At 28.2% G+C, this 16,346-nt stretch carries 15 protein-coding genes; 7 read left to right on the top strand and 8 right to left on the bottom strand.

Annotated elements, in window-relative coordinates; all coding sequences use genetic code 4:
* Positions 1-200, top strand: a 200-nt coding sequence (locus ACWXVJ_RS01160; RefSeq protein WP_455966185.1) for a hypothetical protein, incomplete at its 5' end; no start/stop codon positions are given.
* Positions 201-548: 348 nt separating this feature from the next.
* The gene (locus ACWXVJ_RS01155; protein ID WP_455966183.1) at positions 549-5,270 is read left to right on the top strand and encodes a DUF4011 domain-containing protein; all 4,722 of its coding nucleotides are present in this window, start codon (positions 549-551) and stop codon (positions 5,268-5,270) included.
* A 286-nt stretch (positions 5,271-5,556) separates the two neighbouring features.
* On the opposite strand, the gene ACWXVJ_RS01150 is transcribed toward ACWXVJ_RS01155, so the two are convergent.
* Together ACWXVJ_RS01150 and ACWXVJ_RS01145 are read right to left on the bottom strand one after the other, a co-directional pair.
* Positions 5,557-5,757 (bottom strand): hypothetical protein, encoded by a 201-nt coding sequence (locus tag ACWXVJ_RS01150; RefSeq protein ID WP_438340360.1) that lies wholly within the window; start codon positions 5,755-5,757, stop codon positions 5,557-5,559.
* A gap of 186 nt (positions 5,758-5,943) precedes the next feature.
* Entirely contained in the window at positions 5,944-6,156 is a 213-nt protein-coding gene (locus ACWXVJ_RS01145; protein ID WP_455966181.1) for a hypothetical protein, read from the bottom strand.
* Positions 6,157-6,225: 69 nt separating this feature from the next.
* Here ACWXVJ_RS01145 and ACWXVJ_RS01140 point away from each other — a divergent pair, with 69 nt between their 5' ends.
* Positions 6,226-6,399, top strand: a complete 174-nt coding sequence (locus ACWXVJ_RS01140) for a hypothetical protein (protein ID WP_455966179.1) — start codon at positions 6,226-6,228, stop codon at positions 6,397-6,399.
* Between the two features lie 715 nt (positions 6,400-7,114).
* On the opposite strand, the gene adhP is transcribed toward ACWXVJ_RS01140, so the two are convergent.
* From adhP to lepA, 4 genes are all read right to left on the bottom strand, one after another.
* Positions 7,115-8,167 carry an alcohol dehydrogenase AdhP gene (adhP, locus tag ACWXVJ_RS01135; protein ID WP_455966177.1) on the bottom strand — a complete coding sequence of 351 codons (1,053 nt, stop codon included), beginning with the start codon at positions 8,165-8,167 and terminating at the stop codon, positions 7,115-7,117.
* 230 nt (positions 8,168-8,397) lie between these two features.
* Positions 8,398-8,622: a YneF family protein gene (locus ACWXVJ_RS01130; RefSeq protein ID WP_455966175.1), complete on the bottom strand. Its 225-nt coding sequence runs from the start codon at positions 8,620-8,622 to the stop codon at positions 8,398-8,400.
* A gap of 6 nt (positions 8,623-8,628) precedes the next feature.
* Positions 8,629-9,555: an MSC_0882 family membrane protein gene (locus tag ACWXVJ_RS01125; protein WP_455966173.1), complete on the bottom strand. Its 927-nt coding sequence runs from the start codon at positions 9,553-9,555 to the stop codon at positions 8,629-8,631.
* A 3-nt stretch (positions 9,556-9,558) separates the two neighbouring features.
* The gene (gene lepA / locus ACWXVJ_RS01120) at positions 9,559-11,355 is read right to left on the bottom strand and encodes a translation elongation factor 4 (protein WP_455966171.1); all 1,797 of its coding nucleotides are present in this window, start codon (positions 11,353-11,355) and stop codon (positions 9,559-9,561) included.
* Between the two features lie 72 nt (positions 11,356-11,427).
* Here lepA and ACWXVJ_RS01115 point away from each other — a divergent pair, with 72 nt between their 5' ends.
* Complete coding sequence (locus ACWXVJ_RS01115) at positions 11,428-12,291, top strand: diacylglycerol kinase family protein (RefSeq protein ID WP_455966169.1); 864 nt, start codon at positions 11,428-11,430, stop codon at positions 12,289-12,291.
* Between the two features lie 112 nt (positions 12,292-12,403).
* Here the strand turns inward: ACWXVJ_RS01115 and ACWXVJ_RS01110 are convergent, their stop codons facing one another.
* Both ACWXVJ_RS01110 and ACWXVJ_RS01105 read right to left on the bottom strand, forming a co-directional pair.
* A complete protein-coding gene (locus ACWXVJ_RS01110) occupies positions 12,404-12,751 on the bottom strand; it encodes a hypothetical protein (protein ID WP_455966167.1) in 348 nt (115 codons plus the stop codon).
* A gap of 307 nt (positions 12,752-13,058) precedes the next feature.
* Entirely contained in the window at positions 13,059-14,714 is a 1,656-nt protein-coding gene (locus ACWXVJ_RS01105) for a hypothetical protein (protein WP_455966165.1), read from the bottom strand.
* Positions 14,715-14,922: 208 nt separating this feature from the next.
* On the opposite strand from ACWXVJ_RS01105, the gene ACWXVJ_RS01100 reads away from it, so the two are divergent.
* Genes ACWXVJ_RS01100 through ACWXVJ_RS01090 form a run of 3 tightly spaced genes read left to right on the top strand, consistent with a single transcriptional unit; the run spans position 14,923 to position 16,309 of the window.
* On the top strand, positions 14,923-15,492 hold the full coding sequence (locus ACWXVJ_RS01100; protein ID WP_455966164.1) for a transposase: 570 nt from the start codon (positions 14,923-14,925) through the stop codon (positions 15,490-15,492).
* Positions 15,493-15,515: 23 nt separating this feature from the next.
* On the top strand, positions 15,516-15,890 hold the full coding sequence (locus ACWXVJ_RS01095) for an IS3 family transposase (protein WP_455966162.1): 375 nt from the start codon (positions 15,516-15,518) through the stop codon (positions 15,888-15,890).
* Entirely contained in the window at positions 15,869-16,309 is a 441-nt protein-coding gene (locus ACWXVJ_RS01090) for an IS3 family transposase (RefSeq protein ID WP_455966161.1), read from the top strand. The genes ACWXVJ_RS01095 and ACWXVJ_RS01090 overlap by 22 nt, the downstream gene beginning before the upstream one ends.
* Positions 16,310-16,346 lie beyond the last annotated feature (37 nt).

Raw genomic sequence — 16,346 nt, 5'->3', positions numbered from 1 at the left:
CTTATAAATTGAGTTTGATAGTCGTAACGCATAAGTCAGTAGTTTCGACATTTACGAACAAGTTTAATTACTTGATTAGAAATTTAGAAAGATTTAAATTAAATACATCAGGTTTAAAAGAAGAAATGAACCACTTAAAATCAATGTTTAAAAACGCAATTAAAGAAGTGGATAATAACCTTTCTGAATACTTTAAGTAGATTTTTAATTCTATTCTATTGTCCGCAAAAGTGGGTTTAAAAAATTTTGTTTACCAACCAATCAAAATATGAATAAAGCTTAAAAAATAAATTTAATATCATAAGTTTAATAAACATTTTTAAACTATAAAAATGTTGCGATTTGATTAAGAATTAACATGCAATTTAACGCATAAAAGTAAAAAAAGTGCCGTTTTTTTAAGCAAATCAGCACTTTTTGTATATTTTTATAATTAGTTATAAAATTATAAAAATCATTAAAAGTTTAAGCTGTATAAAAAAAATCATTATTGAAAGTATTTTAAACATAAAACCAGCAATAACAATCTAAATTTAATACAGTATTAAATGTACATAGAAATGGGATTAAAAGACATGATCGATAATATCAAAAAAGAAAAACTAATAAAAAATATTAATCATTGAAAAACAAAATTACTTGACTTAACTTTAAGAAACAAATCCTTAAATATTGGTATCTCTTTAAAAAAGACCATTCCCAATAAATTAAAAATAGTTTATCCTGACTTTTATTCATTACTAGAATTGTTCAATAACACTGAAAAAGAAGTATTCCCATTGGCGATTTATGACCAAGTTAGAAAATATACAGAAAGCCAATACGGATATGAAGCTTTATATTCACATAATTTAGAAGATATTGAGCAACAAACAACTATCAAGAAAAATCAACTTTATCCAGAATTTGGTGAGTCTATATTTTTAGAAACAATTAAGAAAATTGAGAAAAAGGCAAGAACTTTTAGAGAGGAATATTCAATTGATATTGCTTATATGACATTTGGTTTAGTGAAGTGATACGAGTCAACAACTTCATATGAGCCAAATTACGCTCCTTTATTATTCTATCCAGTAGAAATTAAAAAAGATAGCAATACATCAGGTTGAAGAATTACAAGAAAAGCGGAAAATGATTTTATTCAAAATGAAACATTAGTACGTAAAATGAAAAATAGTTTTAATGCTGACTTTACATTTGAACCTTCAAATAATAATGCCAATGAAATGTTTGATGAATATGCTGAAAAAATTCTAGGCCAAATTAGCGATAAAAGATGAGAAATTACAAAAGATATTTATTTATCTACATTTGATTTTAGTAATATATACATCTACAAAGATATTGAACAAAATATTGAGAAAATATCTGAAAGTGAATTTTTCAAAAGAATGATCAGCGCTGAAATTGACGATGCAACAGATATATCTAATATTAATGAAACAAATATAAACCAAAAGATTGATATTCAAAATCAATATAAAATTCTTAACTCAGATTCTTCACAAGAAATCGCCATTCAAAATGCCATTGAAGGAAAAAGTTTCATCTTACAAGGACCTCCTGGAACAGGTAAATCCCAAACAATTACAAATATTATTACCGAACTTATAACAAGAGGTAAAAAGATTCTTTTTGTTGCTGAAAAAAATGCTGCTCTTCAAGTCGTTTTCAACAACCTTAAAAAAATTAAATTGGAAAAGTATGCAATGCCTATTCACGACACAAAAGTCGATAAAAAAGAAATATTAAGAGATATTAATAAATCAATCGAAGAGGCAAGATTATATGAAATCGATGACAACAATATTCAAACATTGATTTCTAACTATCAAAGAAGCAAAGATTTTTTAGAAAAATATGGAGAAATCTTATTAAGAAAAAGAGAACCTCAATACAAAAATCTTTACGAATATATTGGTAAATATTTTTCATTAAATGACTTCCCAAACATAAGATTCAGTATTAATAATATAATGTCTATTAATGGTGAAGATTTTGAAAATATTAAGAATACAATTCAGTCATTTGAACATTCACTGAAGAACATAGATTTTAATTTTAAACAACATCCATGGTACGGTTTATTAAAGGATACAATTAAATTTAAAGAAAAAGATGAGATTGAGGAAAAACTATTTTTCTTAAAAGATCATTCAAAAAATATTGCTACTTGAATCAAAAACTTGAATATTTTTGCACAACCAAACGACTTTTATAATGAATTTTCTAAACATACTTTAAATATAAAATTTGTTGCAAACTTCATTGAAAATAATAACTTCAAGGATATTTCAAACTATTTAAATGGCGGTATTGATTTAGAAATAATAAATTTAAAAGAAATTATTAGTGTGTTCAATGACAAAACCGCTAAATACGAAACCCAATCTAAAATTTGAAAGAATTTAGAATTTTTTGAAACTAATGATGCTATAGAAGTTTATTCAACACTTAACAAAAACAAATTTAACCCTTTTAGGGTTTTTTCAAAAACGTGAAGACAATACAGAAGTTATTTCAAAAAACAAAATGTATATGAACCTGAAAATCTGTGAAAATTAAGAATCCTTGATGAGGCTAAAAAATTCGCTGAAATAAAAGAATTGGACACAAAATTTAATGAACTAATAAACAAAATAAATCTAAATTTAGACAACTTCAATATTGATAAAGTTAATGAAGTTTTAACCAGTCTTGAGTTTATTAAACAAAATAATAATGATATCCTAACAATATTCAATGCGTATGTAAAAACTTATAATCAAAACAAAGAATCAATAAAGACAAATATAAATAATTTAAACACACTATGTGAAAATATTGAATTTTTTGGTTCCTTATTCGACAATAATATTGTAAATTTTAAAACAGTATCACTAGATGATTTTCTATCTAAAACAATAACATTATTGACAAATATGGATTCAATAACTAGCTACATAAGTTTCATTAGCGCAAAAAATAGGCTTGCCGATTTAGGCCAAAGTTCTTTCATTGAAGCCATTATTTCAAACAATATAGATAGCAATTTTGAAAACATTTATCTTAGAAAATTCTATGAAAAACTAACAGAAACTATTATTCAAACTGAAATTTCAAATGCAGATACAGTTTTACTAAATCAATGTGTAAATGTATTTAAAGGAAAAGACAAAGAAGCTAATACTTTGGCAAGAGATAAAATTATTTTAGAAAATGATAAAAGAATTAAATCTAGTTTATTCTTCGCCGCTGCTAATAGTCAGTATATGTTGCTTAAAAAAGAAAGCAGTAAAACTCGTGCCATTATGCCTTTTAAGAAGTTTTTTGAAAAAGCGCTTGAACTTATTTTAAATATAAAACCTTGTTTAATGCTTTCTCCTCTAACAGTAAGTAACTTCTTTAAAGATGTTGACTATACATTTGATACAGTTATATTTGACGAGGCATCTCAAATTAGACCCGAAAGTGCTATAAGTTCATTATTTAGAGCTAAACAAGTTATAGTCGTTGGAGATAAAGAACAAATGCCTCCATCAAACTTCTTTTCATCAGCAGAAAATGAAGAAGGTTTTCTTGAAGTCGAGGATTCAACAGATAACTTTTCAGATGGCTATGATTCACTTTTAAATTTAGCTGAAGCTAGCCTTAACTCAATTAGACTAAAATGACACTATCGTTCAAAATTTGAAGAATTAATTTATACATCAAATAAAGAAATTTATAAAGACTTAATAACATTCCCTAACTCTAAACAACCTAATGATATCGAAGGATTAAGATTCCTTTACGCAAAACCAAATAAATATATTGGCGAAACAAACACATTATTTGAAGAAGCAAGGAAAACAATAAAAGACATTATTGAAAAGTATCAAAACAAATATTCAATCGGTGTTGTTGTGTTTAACGCCGAAGTATTAAATCAATTCGAAAGAGAAATGGATAAATTCATTCATGATAATCCACATTTAAAATTTTATTTTGATGAAGATAGAGAAGATGCATTTTTTGTTAAAAACATTGAAACAGTTCAAGGCGATGAAAGAGATATCATATTATTCTTGCTAGATAATAAAAGGAACGCAAACGGTGAAGTTAGTGTAAACTTTGGAGCAATAAATAACAGCGAATCCGGATATAAAAGACTTAATGTTGCAATATCTCGTGCCAAAAAAGGTTTAATTCTTATATCATCATTCAAAAGTCATGAAGTTAATTGATTCAGAAGTGAACAAAGAGGTGTTAAACTTCTTGAAAAATTCATTAAAAACGCTGAATTCGGAATAAACACCCTAGAAGATTTAAAAGAAACGAGCGGAGGTGTTGAATCACTTTTCGAACAACAAGTTTATGATAAACTTACTGAACAAGGTTTGGCTTTAAAAACACAAGTCGGATCATCAGGATTTAGAATTGATTTAGCAGTGGTTCATAAAAATAATCCAAACAAATATATTCTAGGAATAGAATGCGATGGATCAACCTATCACTCTTCAAAAACAACACGTGATCGTGATAGATTAAGACAGGAAGTGTTAGAAGCAAGAGGTTGAAATATTCACAGAATTTGATCAACCGACTGATTCAAAAACCCCGATGCACAAGTTAACATTATTTTAAATAAATTGCAAGAATTATATAACAACACTAATTCGGCTGACGAATCAGAAGACAACGAAGAAATGACAAAATCATTCACAATAGAACTAAATGAACGTGAAAATGAACAAGCAACTTTCCCAGCATTTCCTGATCTAGATAAATTTATTGAAATGAATAGTTTAAAATTTTTAAAATCATATCAAGGAGAAAGAAGTCTTATTATTGCTCAACTATTTTCAGTTGCAGGTGCATTGCCTTATAAAACTTATGAAGGTATCGTTAAAAAATTACTACGCGAAGATCGTTTAACAAATGGTGTTAAAATGTTAGCAAGCAAATTAGCATATGGACTGGGTAGCAAAGATGAATACCTATTCATAGTTCCTTCTTTCCCTGATTTCAATTTTAAATTTAGAGAAAGCTTTTCAAAAGAAACAAAAAGATCAATTTTTGATATCCATCCATATGAATTGCGTGATCTATTTATAACAATATTAGAAAATTCTTATATTACAATTAGCTTAGATGATTTCTGTAGAGAATTATCAAATAGAATTAAAACACAAGTTTCAAACCTACAACAAAAAAATTACGTTCTTGATATTTTAAACAAAATGGCAAAAGAAAGAAAAATTCAAAAATTAGATGATGAATTATTCAAAGCCAATGATAAACTCGACTAATAACTAATCAAATAAATTCAATATAAATATTCAAAATTATTTCCCAGTTTAAGTATAAAAAAATACAAATACATCTTAAATTAAGGCGTATTTGTATTTTTATTATTATTTTTTAACTACAATTATTAACCGCAATATACAGATATTAAACAATCTAAGCACCTACTCCTTTAAAATAAATGAAACAAATTATTAAAAATAGAAGAAAAAATTAAAATTTCTTTTTTTATCATAATCGTACTGGTTCTTTTTATTTTTTCAATATTTAATATTGACACCAAAACATTTATATGGAGCTCTCTGATCTCATTATAAAAAAGATAACAAATATTTTTGTTGCCTTATCGGGGTTTTTAGGAGTTATTTCAATATATTGATTTGCAAAGAAAAAAACAACGGTATATTTAACCGAAATACTCAATGCAATTTTATACGCATTCTTTTCATTTGCAAATGGCTTAGTCATTGATGGAATTCTATAATTCATTTATATAGCAATATTGATATCGATATTAATTAATAAAAAAATCAAGAAAAATTTCAAAATAAGTGAACCAAGAAGTTCATTATATTCGTCACTATTATTTGTGTTATATTTTTTAATTTTCTTTGTAATATTTTACTTTTCAAACCCATTTACCAACAATATATTAGGAAAAATATTCAATATAAATTATTTAGAATTTGGCTCAAATTTTAAATATAAATTAGTGTCTGTTATACTGTTAGCAACATTAAATTCAATATCAGTAGCCGCTTCAACAATAATGGCGTTAGATCTTAAAGATTCGTAAATTGTATGATGTTTAAAAGCATAATATGCCTTGCGTTTTTCTCTGGTGTTGCCTTTCCAAATTTCGATGCTTTGATCATAAACATTATCCATTTTTCAATTTCATTATATCTATATTTTGCAACTTCAAGGAGAACAACATTAAGAATTACATTTTCAGAAATGGGAGCAAGCAAAAAATCTACTGTTATAAAAAATATTGCTCCTTTTCTAAATGAGCACGGTATTAAAATTATTGACAAAAGACTGACTGATACAAGCATTTTTCTAAACTATATGAATGATTTGAAAAAGAATGGGTATAAAACCAAAAAATATTTTTCAAGTATAGACTAGAACAAATTAAAAATATGCAACAATTTGACAAGTGTTTAATTGATAGACATATGATTGATGACTTTTTATTTCTAAGGTTTTGATCAATATGAATTTTTTTACAAAATCACAAAAAATTAAATGAAATTTATTTTATAAAACCAAATACAAATTCCTTTTATTAATACAACTAAAAATTGATATATGCTTTGCAATTCTAAGAGATTACGAATTCATACAGAATAATAGAAAAAACGCCAGCTTAAGTCACAAAGTAGAGTTCGAAAGATGAAGAAGATCGGTCGGGCTAAAAAATGATTTATTTTTTAAAAATGTAAATAAAGAATATTTATAAGATAACGGAGTACTGGGAAAAATATTGGCTAAAAATCTTAATTACTTCTCTAAAAAACATTTTGTATTCATAAATACAGAATATTAAATTTCCAGCGAATACATCAAGAAAATAATAGAAGAAAAAATGAATAAAAATTTATATAGTTTAATGAGGTAAAAATATTCGGGTCCGAATTTTTTTATGAAAGGATTTAAGTGAAAATAGTTTAATTCTATTTCGCACATAATAAAATCACCGATAACATTTTACTATATATAATAGATGGATCATTTTTGTTACAATTTAACATTTATATTCATTTTTTAAAAATACTACTCATATTAATTGAGTAGTATTATAGAGACTTATATTATTCTACTTGGTATATTTTTAAAAAAATTATTTTGTTCTAAAATCAATAACTGCTCTTCCGAGAAATTCGCCTTTTTCAAGTTTTTCAAAAATTTCTTCAACATCTTCAAGTTTAACAATTTTTGTAACTTCTGATTTTACCTTTCCCTCAGCTGCATATTCAATGGCTTCTTTAAGATCTTGTCTAGTTCCTACAATTGAACCAACCAATTCTTTTTCTAACAGAACAGTTCAAAAAATAGAAACATTAATATCAACCTTTCCCATAGCATCCTTGGCCGGCAATCCCACCAAAACTTGGCGTCCACCACGCCGTAATATTGCCATTCCTTGTTCGGCTGCTGTCGGATGCACTGAAGTGTTGATAACAGCATGAACTCCACCGTTTGTTAACTGCATAATTTTACTTATAAAATCAGGATCTTTTCGTGAATTAAAGGCAGCAACCGCCTTAGTCTTCAATGCTAAGTCAACCTTATCATCGCTAATATCTATTCCAATAGCCTTATATCCCATTGCATTTGCATATTGAATTGCAAGTTGACCTAATCCACCAACACCTATAACCGCTACATAATTATTAGGTTTAATGTTAGTTCTCTTTAAAGCCTTATATGTTGTAACACCAGCACAAATAATTGGCGCGCCAGAAACAATATCAAATTTTTCAGGAATAATTGCTACATAATCCTCATGACCAATAGCATATTCAGCAAATGTGCCATCTTTTGTATAAGCAGTCATATTTTGGTTAGGACATAGAGTTTCTCTTCCGGTTAAACAAAACTCACAATGGCCGCATGTGTCATGAAGCCAAGCCAAACCAACACGATCACCAACTTTAAGTCTTGTACATCCTTCTCCAAGTTCACTAACAATTCCGATCCCTTCATGTCCAGGAATGAGTGGATATTTTGGATCTACTAATCAATCAGCATTAGCTGCATGCAAATCAGTATGGCATATTCCACTTGTTTCCATTTTTATTAATACTTCCTTATATTTGGGTTTAGGAATAGCCACTTCTGTTATCGATCAATCCTTTGGCCCCCTCACAACAAATGCTTTCATTTTTGTCATTCTAATATACCTCCAAAGTTATTTACATTTAACTTAAATTATATCAATAATATTCTAACTTATCATATTTTAAAAACGTCGGTTTGATATTGAGCTTGTTGTTAGTAACTATACTCATAGCATTCAAAAAAAATATTTAATAATAAATATCGATAATGCATATTAAACACAAAATTTCATAACGCATAAATAAATAATAAAAATAGAATGTGCTCATTATTTGGCACACTCTATTTTGCTTGTTTCATCGAACGCATTACGCTTCTAATTTGCGATTCAGAAGCCTTGCGACCCATTTGTTGAAACATAACTCTAATCATCTTTTCATTGATTGGTGGGTTTTCTTTTAATTGCTTTTCAAATTTTTTCTTTGTTATAAAAATAGCTAAAATAGCACCAGCAATTCCAAATATGATAGGTAAAATTACTAATAAAACGATTCCTCATACAGGCATAATATTTTATCTTCCTCTCTTCATAATTCTTTTAACAATTAATAAAATTATAATAGGTATAACTAAAAGCACTAACACACTTATAAAAAAAATTTTAGCTCAAAACTTATGTGCTTCTGCTCTTATTTTTGATAGTTCTGTATTGCTCATCACGTCACTGCCAAAAAAAACTTGAATATCAACCATTCTTTTTTTTCTTTGGATTGTTCCAATAATAAATAAAAGTAAAACCCCAAGCATTATTCCACAAAGAATATAAATAACTAAATTTGGGTCAGAAAAAGCCTTGTGTATTCAATCTTTAAAGTTCAAAATTCATCACTGAGCATCCTTAAGGCCTCAAAAGGCAAGAGTAAATAAACCCACATAAAATAAAATCGCAACAACAAATCATGTAATTCTAACTTGTCTTCTCATAAGTTTTTCATACAATGAAGCAATAAAAGGTGGAGCAAAACTAATTCCTTGTTTTATTTTTTCACGATAATCATCAACAGACTTAGATAGTGCATTCAGGTCTATTACATCCAAAATAAGTAAGACTAACGATATTAATCCAAATAGGATTGGAGAAACATATCACCCTCATGGGACTAATTTAATATCTTTGCTTAGATAACTAGAAAATAATGAGGGCGCAAATGCAAATAATAAGCAAGATATTAATGCCAAAAAAAATACAAATAAATAAGCTGATATGCTAAACTTTTTTAATGATTTTTCAGCTCTGAAAACCTTATATATTCCATTTGGTATTAATCCTTCTGGGTCGAGAGTTTTTTTAATGTTAGAACTTAATGATTTTGTCTTGATTTCTGCACCTGACATATTATTAACAGTTAACATTTCAGAATATTTTGCAACTACATCGCTACTTTGAGAACTATTGGTTATAATTGGTTTTAATTCCATAAAAGCGCAGTCCTTTCTCATGACCTATTTTTTATTGTTATCTGTTTTTAAGATTGCTAAAAAAGCTTCTTGTGGCACCTCAACACTACCGATCTGTTTCATTCTTTTTTTGCCCTCTTTTTGCTTCTTTAGCAATTTTTGGCGTCTTGTAACATCTCCACCATAAAGTTTAGCAGTTACGTCCTTACGATAAGCCTTAATTGTTTCTCTTGCGATAATTTTACCACCAATCGCCGCCTGAATCGGAATTTCAAAATTTTTTCTTGGTACTACCTCCTTAAGTTTTTCGGCTAATTCACGACTCTTATTGTATGCGAAATCACGATGAGCAATTAGCGCTAAAACGTCAATTTTTTCCCCATTCAACATTATATCTACCTTAACAAGATCGCTTTCTCTTAAGCCAATATGTTCATAATCAAAAGAAGCATAACCTTTTGAGTAGCTTTTCATTAGATCAAAAAAATCGAATATAGTTTCATTTAGTGGAAGTTCATATATTAAACGTCTTCTTTTTTCATCTAAATACTCAATATTAATATACTTCCCTCTTTTTGATTGACAAAGTTCCATAATAGACCCAATATATTCCTCAGTTAACATAATTGATGCTCGGATATATGGTTCCTCAATAGTTTTAATATAACTACGATCAGGAAATAATGAAGGATTGGTAATATATTCAACCTCACCATTTGTTAGAGTAACAACAAATTCCACAGAAGGGGCAGTTGCTAATATATCAATGTTAAATTCTCTTTCAAGTCTTTCTTGTAAAACGTCCATATGTAATAGACCAAGAAAACCAATTCTAAAGCCAAATCCAAGGGCCTTTGAGGTTTCGGGTTCTCATATTATTGAAGAATCAGAAAGACTAATTTTTTCTAAAGCGTCCTTTAAGGCGTTATAATCCCTGTTATCAACGGGGAAAAATCCAGTATAAACAACAGGCTTCATTTTTTTATATCCAGCAAGAGGATAATCGACAGGATTATCTAACAAAGTTATAGTGTCACCAACAGCGACATCCTTAACATCCCTAATTGATGCAGTGATCCAACCAACTTCACCGGCAGAAAGTTTATCTCTTTTTTCTTCATAAGGATTCTTAACGCCTAATTCTGTAACCATATATGATTTTTTGGTTTGCATAAAGTAAATGGTATCACCTGGTTTTACTTCGCCATTAAAAATACGCGTATAGATAACAACCCCTCGATAATTATCAAAATAACTATCAAATATCAAACCTTTAAGAGGCTTGTTGGGATCAGCTTCTTTGGGAGCAGGTATTCTTTCAATAATTGCTTCAATAACATTATCGATATTCTTTCCTGTTTTAGCTGAAATTAAAATTGCATCACTTGCATCAATGCCAATTATACTTTCAATTTCTTTCTTAACTCTTTCCGGTTCTGAACTAATTAAGTCAATCTTGTTTATAACCGGTATTATCTCAAGATTATTTTCAATGGCTAAATAAACGTTAGCTAATGTTTGTGCTTGAATACCTTGCGTTGCATCAACTAATAAAATAGCCCCCTCACAGGCTGCTAGACTCCTACTTACTTCATAGGTAAAATCAACATGACCAGGTGTATCGATCAAATGAAAAATATAATCCTTATATTTAATCTGAACAGCATTTAATTTAATAGTAATTCCTCTTTCCTGCTCCAGATCCATCGAATCTAGAATTTGAGGTTTTGATTCACGCATTGTAATTGTATTAGTTTGTTCCAAAATACGATCTGCTAATGTACTTTTTCCATGGTCAATATGTGCAATTATTGCAAAGTTTCTAATTTTAGGATTCGTCATATTTTTATAATTATAAGTTTAAAATGGATTTTTAATACTTTTTTCTAATGATTATTATTATATAATACTTCCATGCTATACGTTTTATATAACTCATTATCAAAAACAGGTAGAAATCAATCGAAAATATTCAATATTGTTTCCAAAATCGTCAAAATAATGAACGAGGATTCCTTAAAAATTATCAATGTAGCAGGTAGCAATAATAACAATTCCCTGTTAGATCGCCTTACTAACGAGGATAAAATTATAATCATTGGTGGTGATGGTACCCTAACACATATTATTAACACTTTAAAACAATCGTGCGCTAAACCAGAAATATATGCATATAAGGCGGGTACGGGAAATGATTTTGTGCGAAATGTTAAGATCCACCATAAACCAGAAAAAAAATCGCGACATCTTTACAAAATTAATGAGTTTATTGAAAAATTGCCAATAATTAAGTCAGGAAATACATATAGATATTTCTTGAATGGAACTGGTTTTGGAATTGATGCTCTAATTGCTAAAACTGTTAATGAAAAAAAGAAGTCAGGTGCAAGGGGTTCTTTTTTTCGAACAACAATTGAATGTTTAAAAAAATATAAGAGATTAAACAACATAAAGATTACTGTTGATAAAAAAGAGTATTTTTTTAATAACATAAATCTTGTTTCAGTAATGAATGGGCCTTATTATGGCGGAGGAATGAAAATTGCTCCAAATGCTGATATACTATCTGATAAATTATGTGTTATTGTCGTGCATGATTTAGCAATTACAAAACTTCTCGGTGCTTTTATGCTAGTCTACTCAGGAATGCATACTGCAATAAAAAACGTTGAACAAATATTTGGCAATGAAATCAAAATCGAAAATATAACCAATGATTTTTCGCAAATTGATGGCGAAATATTTGAAACTGGATCTATTATAGAATTTAAAAAATAATTTTTTTGCTACAACTTAAGCTTTTAGAAGTTTTTATAACCAAAACAAGTTTAAACTACAAAACAATAATTTAAAATATTTGGACAAATATCCAAATATTTTAAAATTTTCATTAAATATTATAAAAAGGCAGGCTAGCAGCAGCAGCTGCGTGTGAGGCGAGACCAAAAATTAATGAAATAATTAAAATTGGTAATATTAATGAAACAACAATACCACCTATCGCCAATCCTTTACCAGATCCTCCAAGATTCTTAGATTGTACAAGACCAACAATACTAAAAGCCAAACCTAATAAAGGAATAAAAAACGCAAAAACCAATCCAAGAATCGCAAAAATATTGTTTTGTGTATTATTCTTTACTTGCTTATTAGAATTGTTAGAAAGATTTGCGCTGCAAATTGGACAAAACTTAACATATTCATCAAAATGCTTATTACATTTTCCACAGAATTTCATATTTTTAATATCCTTTCAATATATAAATAAATATAACATTATTAAATGTTCCATATAAATAATACTATATATATATATATATATACGAATATCATCTAAAACAGGGCACTTTTTAGCTTTTTCTAGTGATTTTACTATCAAGAAGGCAGTTGTTTATTGAAAGTATTCTATTAATTTATTTCCTATGTTTATCATAAAATTTTTATGTTTTAGAAAACAAAAAAACATCTTGAAATATAACAAGATATTTTTTGTTAAAACATTTTTTGTTTTCATATTGATAAACTTCATTAATTATTATAGATTTTTAAATAACTGATAGCTTATTTTTTATTTGTTCTAATTCCTTAATTTTATGCTCTAATATTTTTGCTTTTGATAATACATCCGTCGCCAAAAATGAAATTGTCTTATCCGTATTTTCAACACTTGCTTGAATATCTATAATTTGCTGTTTAAACGACTCTTTTTGCTTAAACAACGAAGCTAATTCATTTTTAGCATTTTGATATTTTTGTATTAACATTTCTTTTTGTTTATTTAAATCTTTATATTCACTGTCAATCTTATTAAGATTTTCTGAGTTCATAATTTGTTCTTTTTTATTTGCAATTTCTAGAACTTCTTCAAGTTTCGCTTTGTTAGATTCTAATGTTTCTTTTTCTTTAAATAGGTCTATATATTCTTGTTTTACTTGATTAAATTTTTGGGTTCTGCGCTCTACTAAAATGTTTGCGGCTTGAAAGTTATTTAAGGCATAATTGTAATTTTCTCTAGCCTTTGTTAGCTCTTTATAAGTTTCAGCAACCTTTTTTTGATTATTTATGTTTTTAGTACCAATCTTATTATTATATTCATCAAACGAAGCTCGAAAGGCTTCGTAAGCAATACGAACTTGCTTTTCAGTGTCTTCTAATTTTTTAGCTACAGAAGTAATTTCTTCATTTAAATCACTAATTTGTTCAAGAACTTGATTCGATAATTGGTATTTAATATTATCCATATTTTCCTTTGAACTCATAAAATCATGGTAATAAACTTCTGCATCAGAAACCAACTCTTTTATTTCTTCAACATTTTTATTTTTATCTTTTAGCGCTTCATTTAATTTTTTATTAGTTTCCTCATACTCAGATTTTCATCTGTTAGCATCCTTACTATATCAAGTTAATCGTTCCTCTAATTCGGATTTCCTTTCATTTATATGATCTAAATCTTGCTTTAATGATTCATATTCTTTTTGAACTTTTTCCAATTCCTTTTCTTTTTCAGCAAATTGCTCGTGTACTTTTTCATGTTTAGGTCTGAGAACAAATCTTATATAACGACCAAACTCTGCCGCCGTTTCCTTAGCAGCAATGTGCTCATTAACTGCCTTTATAAGTTGTTCATTCATGTTTTTTAATTTTTCGCTAGCTATAACTAATTGTTTATCAGATTCTTGCTTTGCTAGTTCATTTTTTGTTATGGCTTCCTGTTTTAAGAATATATCGTTTTCTTTTTGCTTAATTCTTTTCTTTATTTGTTCTAATTCAGATGCTACATTTAATCTATTTTGAGTAGTTTGGTCTAATAACTTCTTAGATCTTTCAAGTTGTAGTGAGGTATTTGCAAGTTTTATATCTAAATTACTAATTTCATTCTTAAATTGTTTTATAGTTTGATTAAGACTAAAATCTTTGCTAGATAATTCACCTATTTCTTGATTAGTTAAATCAAGATTTTTAATTAAATCTTTTTGTTTAATTTTAGTGTTATTTAATGTATGCTGTGCTTTTATTAGTATTTTCTTTGCAACTTCAATCTCTTGTTCCTTCTGTTTAATAATCGAAATCCTATTATTTAATAAATTTTGATTTTTATTAACTAGTGAAACATAAGTTAATGTTGCTCCGGAAGTAACTACCAGCCCTGATGCAATCGCAAGGTATATTCCTAATTTATTTTTTTTAGTTCTTCTCATAAAAATAACTCCTCAATGAATAAAAAATGGATTATATTTCACCACATATTAAATTAAACTAGATAAATTTTAGTCAAGATTTTAAACCATAAGTTTATTTACGGGTGGATCTTATATGATAATTATATATATAGTACGCAAAAAAAATGACTTTTGATATGTACCCTCTTTACTGGACAAATAAAAACCAGTAAGGAGGGTTATTTTTATGCGCTATGATTATGAATTTAAAAGAAAGTGTGCTGAAATGTATCGACAAGGTATATCCCCAGACACGCCTGATGGTGTTTCAAAAAAATTATTTAGAGACACAGTTCGAAAATGGGTCAGAATCGAAGATGCACGTGGACCTGAGGCGTTAAAGCACAAATTACAAAATAAAGCTTGGTCTTCAAAAGAAAAGCATGAGTTAGTATCTCGAGTGCTTGCAGGAAATTCGATTAGTTCTATTGCGATTAATGCAGGAATAAGTGAAGGAATTCTATATCAATGGGTTCGCAAATATGAAATTTATGGATATAATGGTCTTATCGATAAAAAGAAAGGGCATAAATCAAGGAATCCAGATATGAAAAAGATTAATTATAACAATCGCATAAAACTTGAAGAATCCGAATACGAAGAATTAATTCGTTTAAGAGCAGAAAATGAATATATCAAGGCAGAAAACGAAGTAATAAAAAAAGAGATCGCCTTGAGAGAAGAAATGAAAGCTGCACTACTCAAGGCGAAAAATCAGCACTCATCAAAGAACTCCGTGAAAAAGGATATCAATTAAAACATCTTCTTAAAGCTACCCGAATGGCAAAATCAACTTATTACTTTGAGATAAATAAGGTAGATGTTGTAGAATTAAGAAACGAAGAATTATTAAATGAAATCAAAGATATCTTTAATGAACATAAAGGAAGATATGGGGTAAGGCGTATTCACCAGGAACTTTTAAAAAGAGGTTATCAGGTTAATCATAAAAGAGTTCAACGTCTTATGCATAAAGCATCTCTATTAGGAAAGCGACCAAAAGAGAAGTATCATTCTTACATGGGAGAAGTTGGAAAGATTGTTGATAATGCAATAGACAGAGACTTTCGTACAACTGCGCCTTTGCAGAAATGGACTACAGATGTATCACAATTTAACTTCTCATGGGGTAAATGTTACTTGTCCCTATATTAGATATGCATACAAATGAAGTTGTGTCATATAACTTAGCATTACATCCAAACTTAGAACAGGTGAAGAGAATGTTGGACAATGCATTTGATAAGTTCTCAAATGTAGAAGGCTTAATATTTCACTCTGATCAAGGGTGACAGTATCAACATGCTTATTATAGAAACAGATTAAAAGAAAAAGGGATTATTCAATCAATGTCTAGAAAGGGAAACTGTTATGACAATTGTATTATGGAGACTTTCTTTGGCAGAATGAAAAATGAGATGTATTATAGTTTTGAAAAAGACTTTGAATCTTTCCAATCTTTTTCAAAAGCTGTAGATGAATATATGGATTATTATAACAATAAAAGAATTCAGGCAAAAACAAAATGGATGCCTCCTGTAAAATACAGGAAAACATCCATTTGTGTTGCCTAGTTAATAAATATGTGTCCAGGATTCTGGGTACATATCA

It is taken from the genome of Mycoplasma sp. 773 (assembly GCF_053851515.1).
Note: the sequence above shows the minus strand (reverse complement) of the source record. Positions and strands in the feature narration are given on the sequence as shown.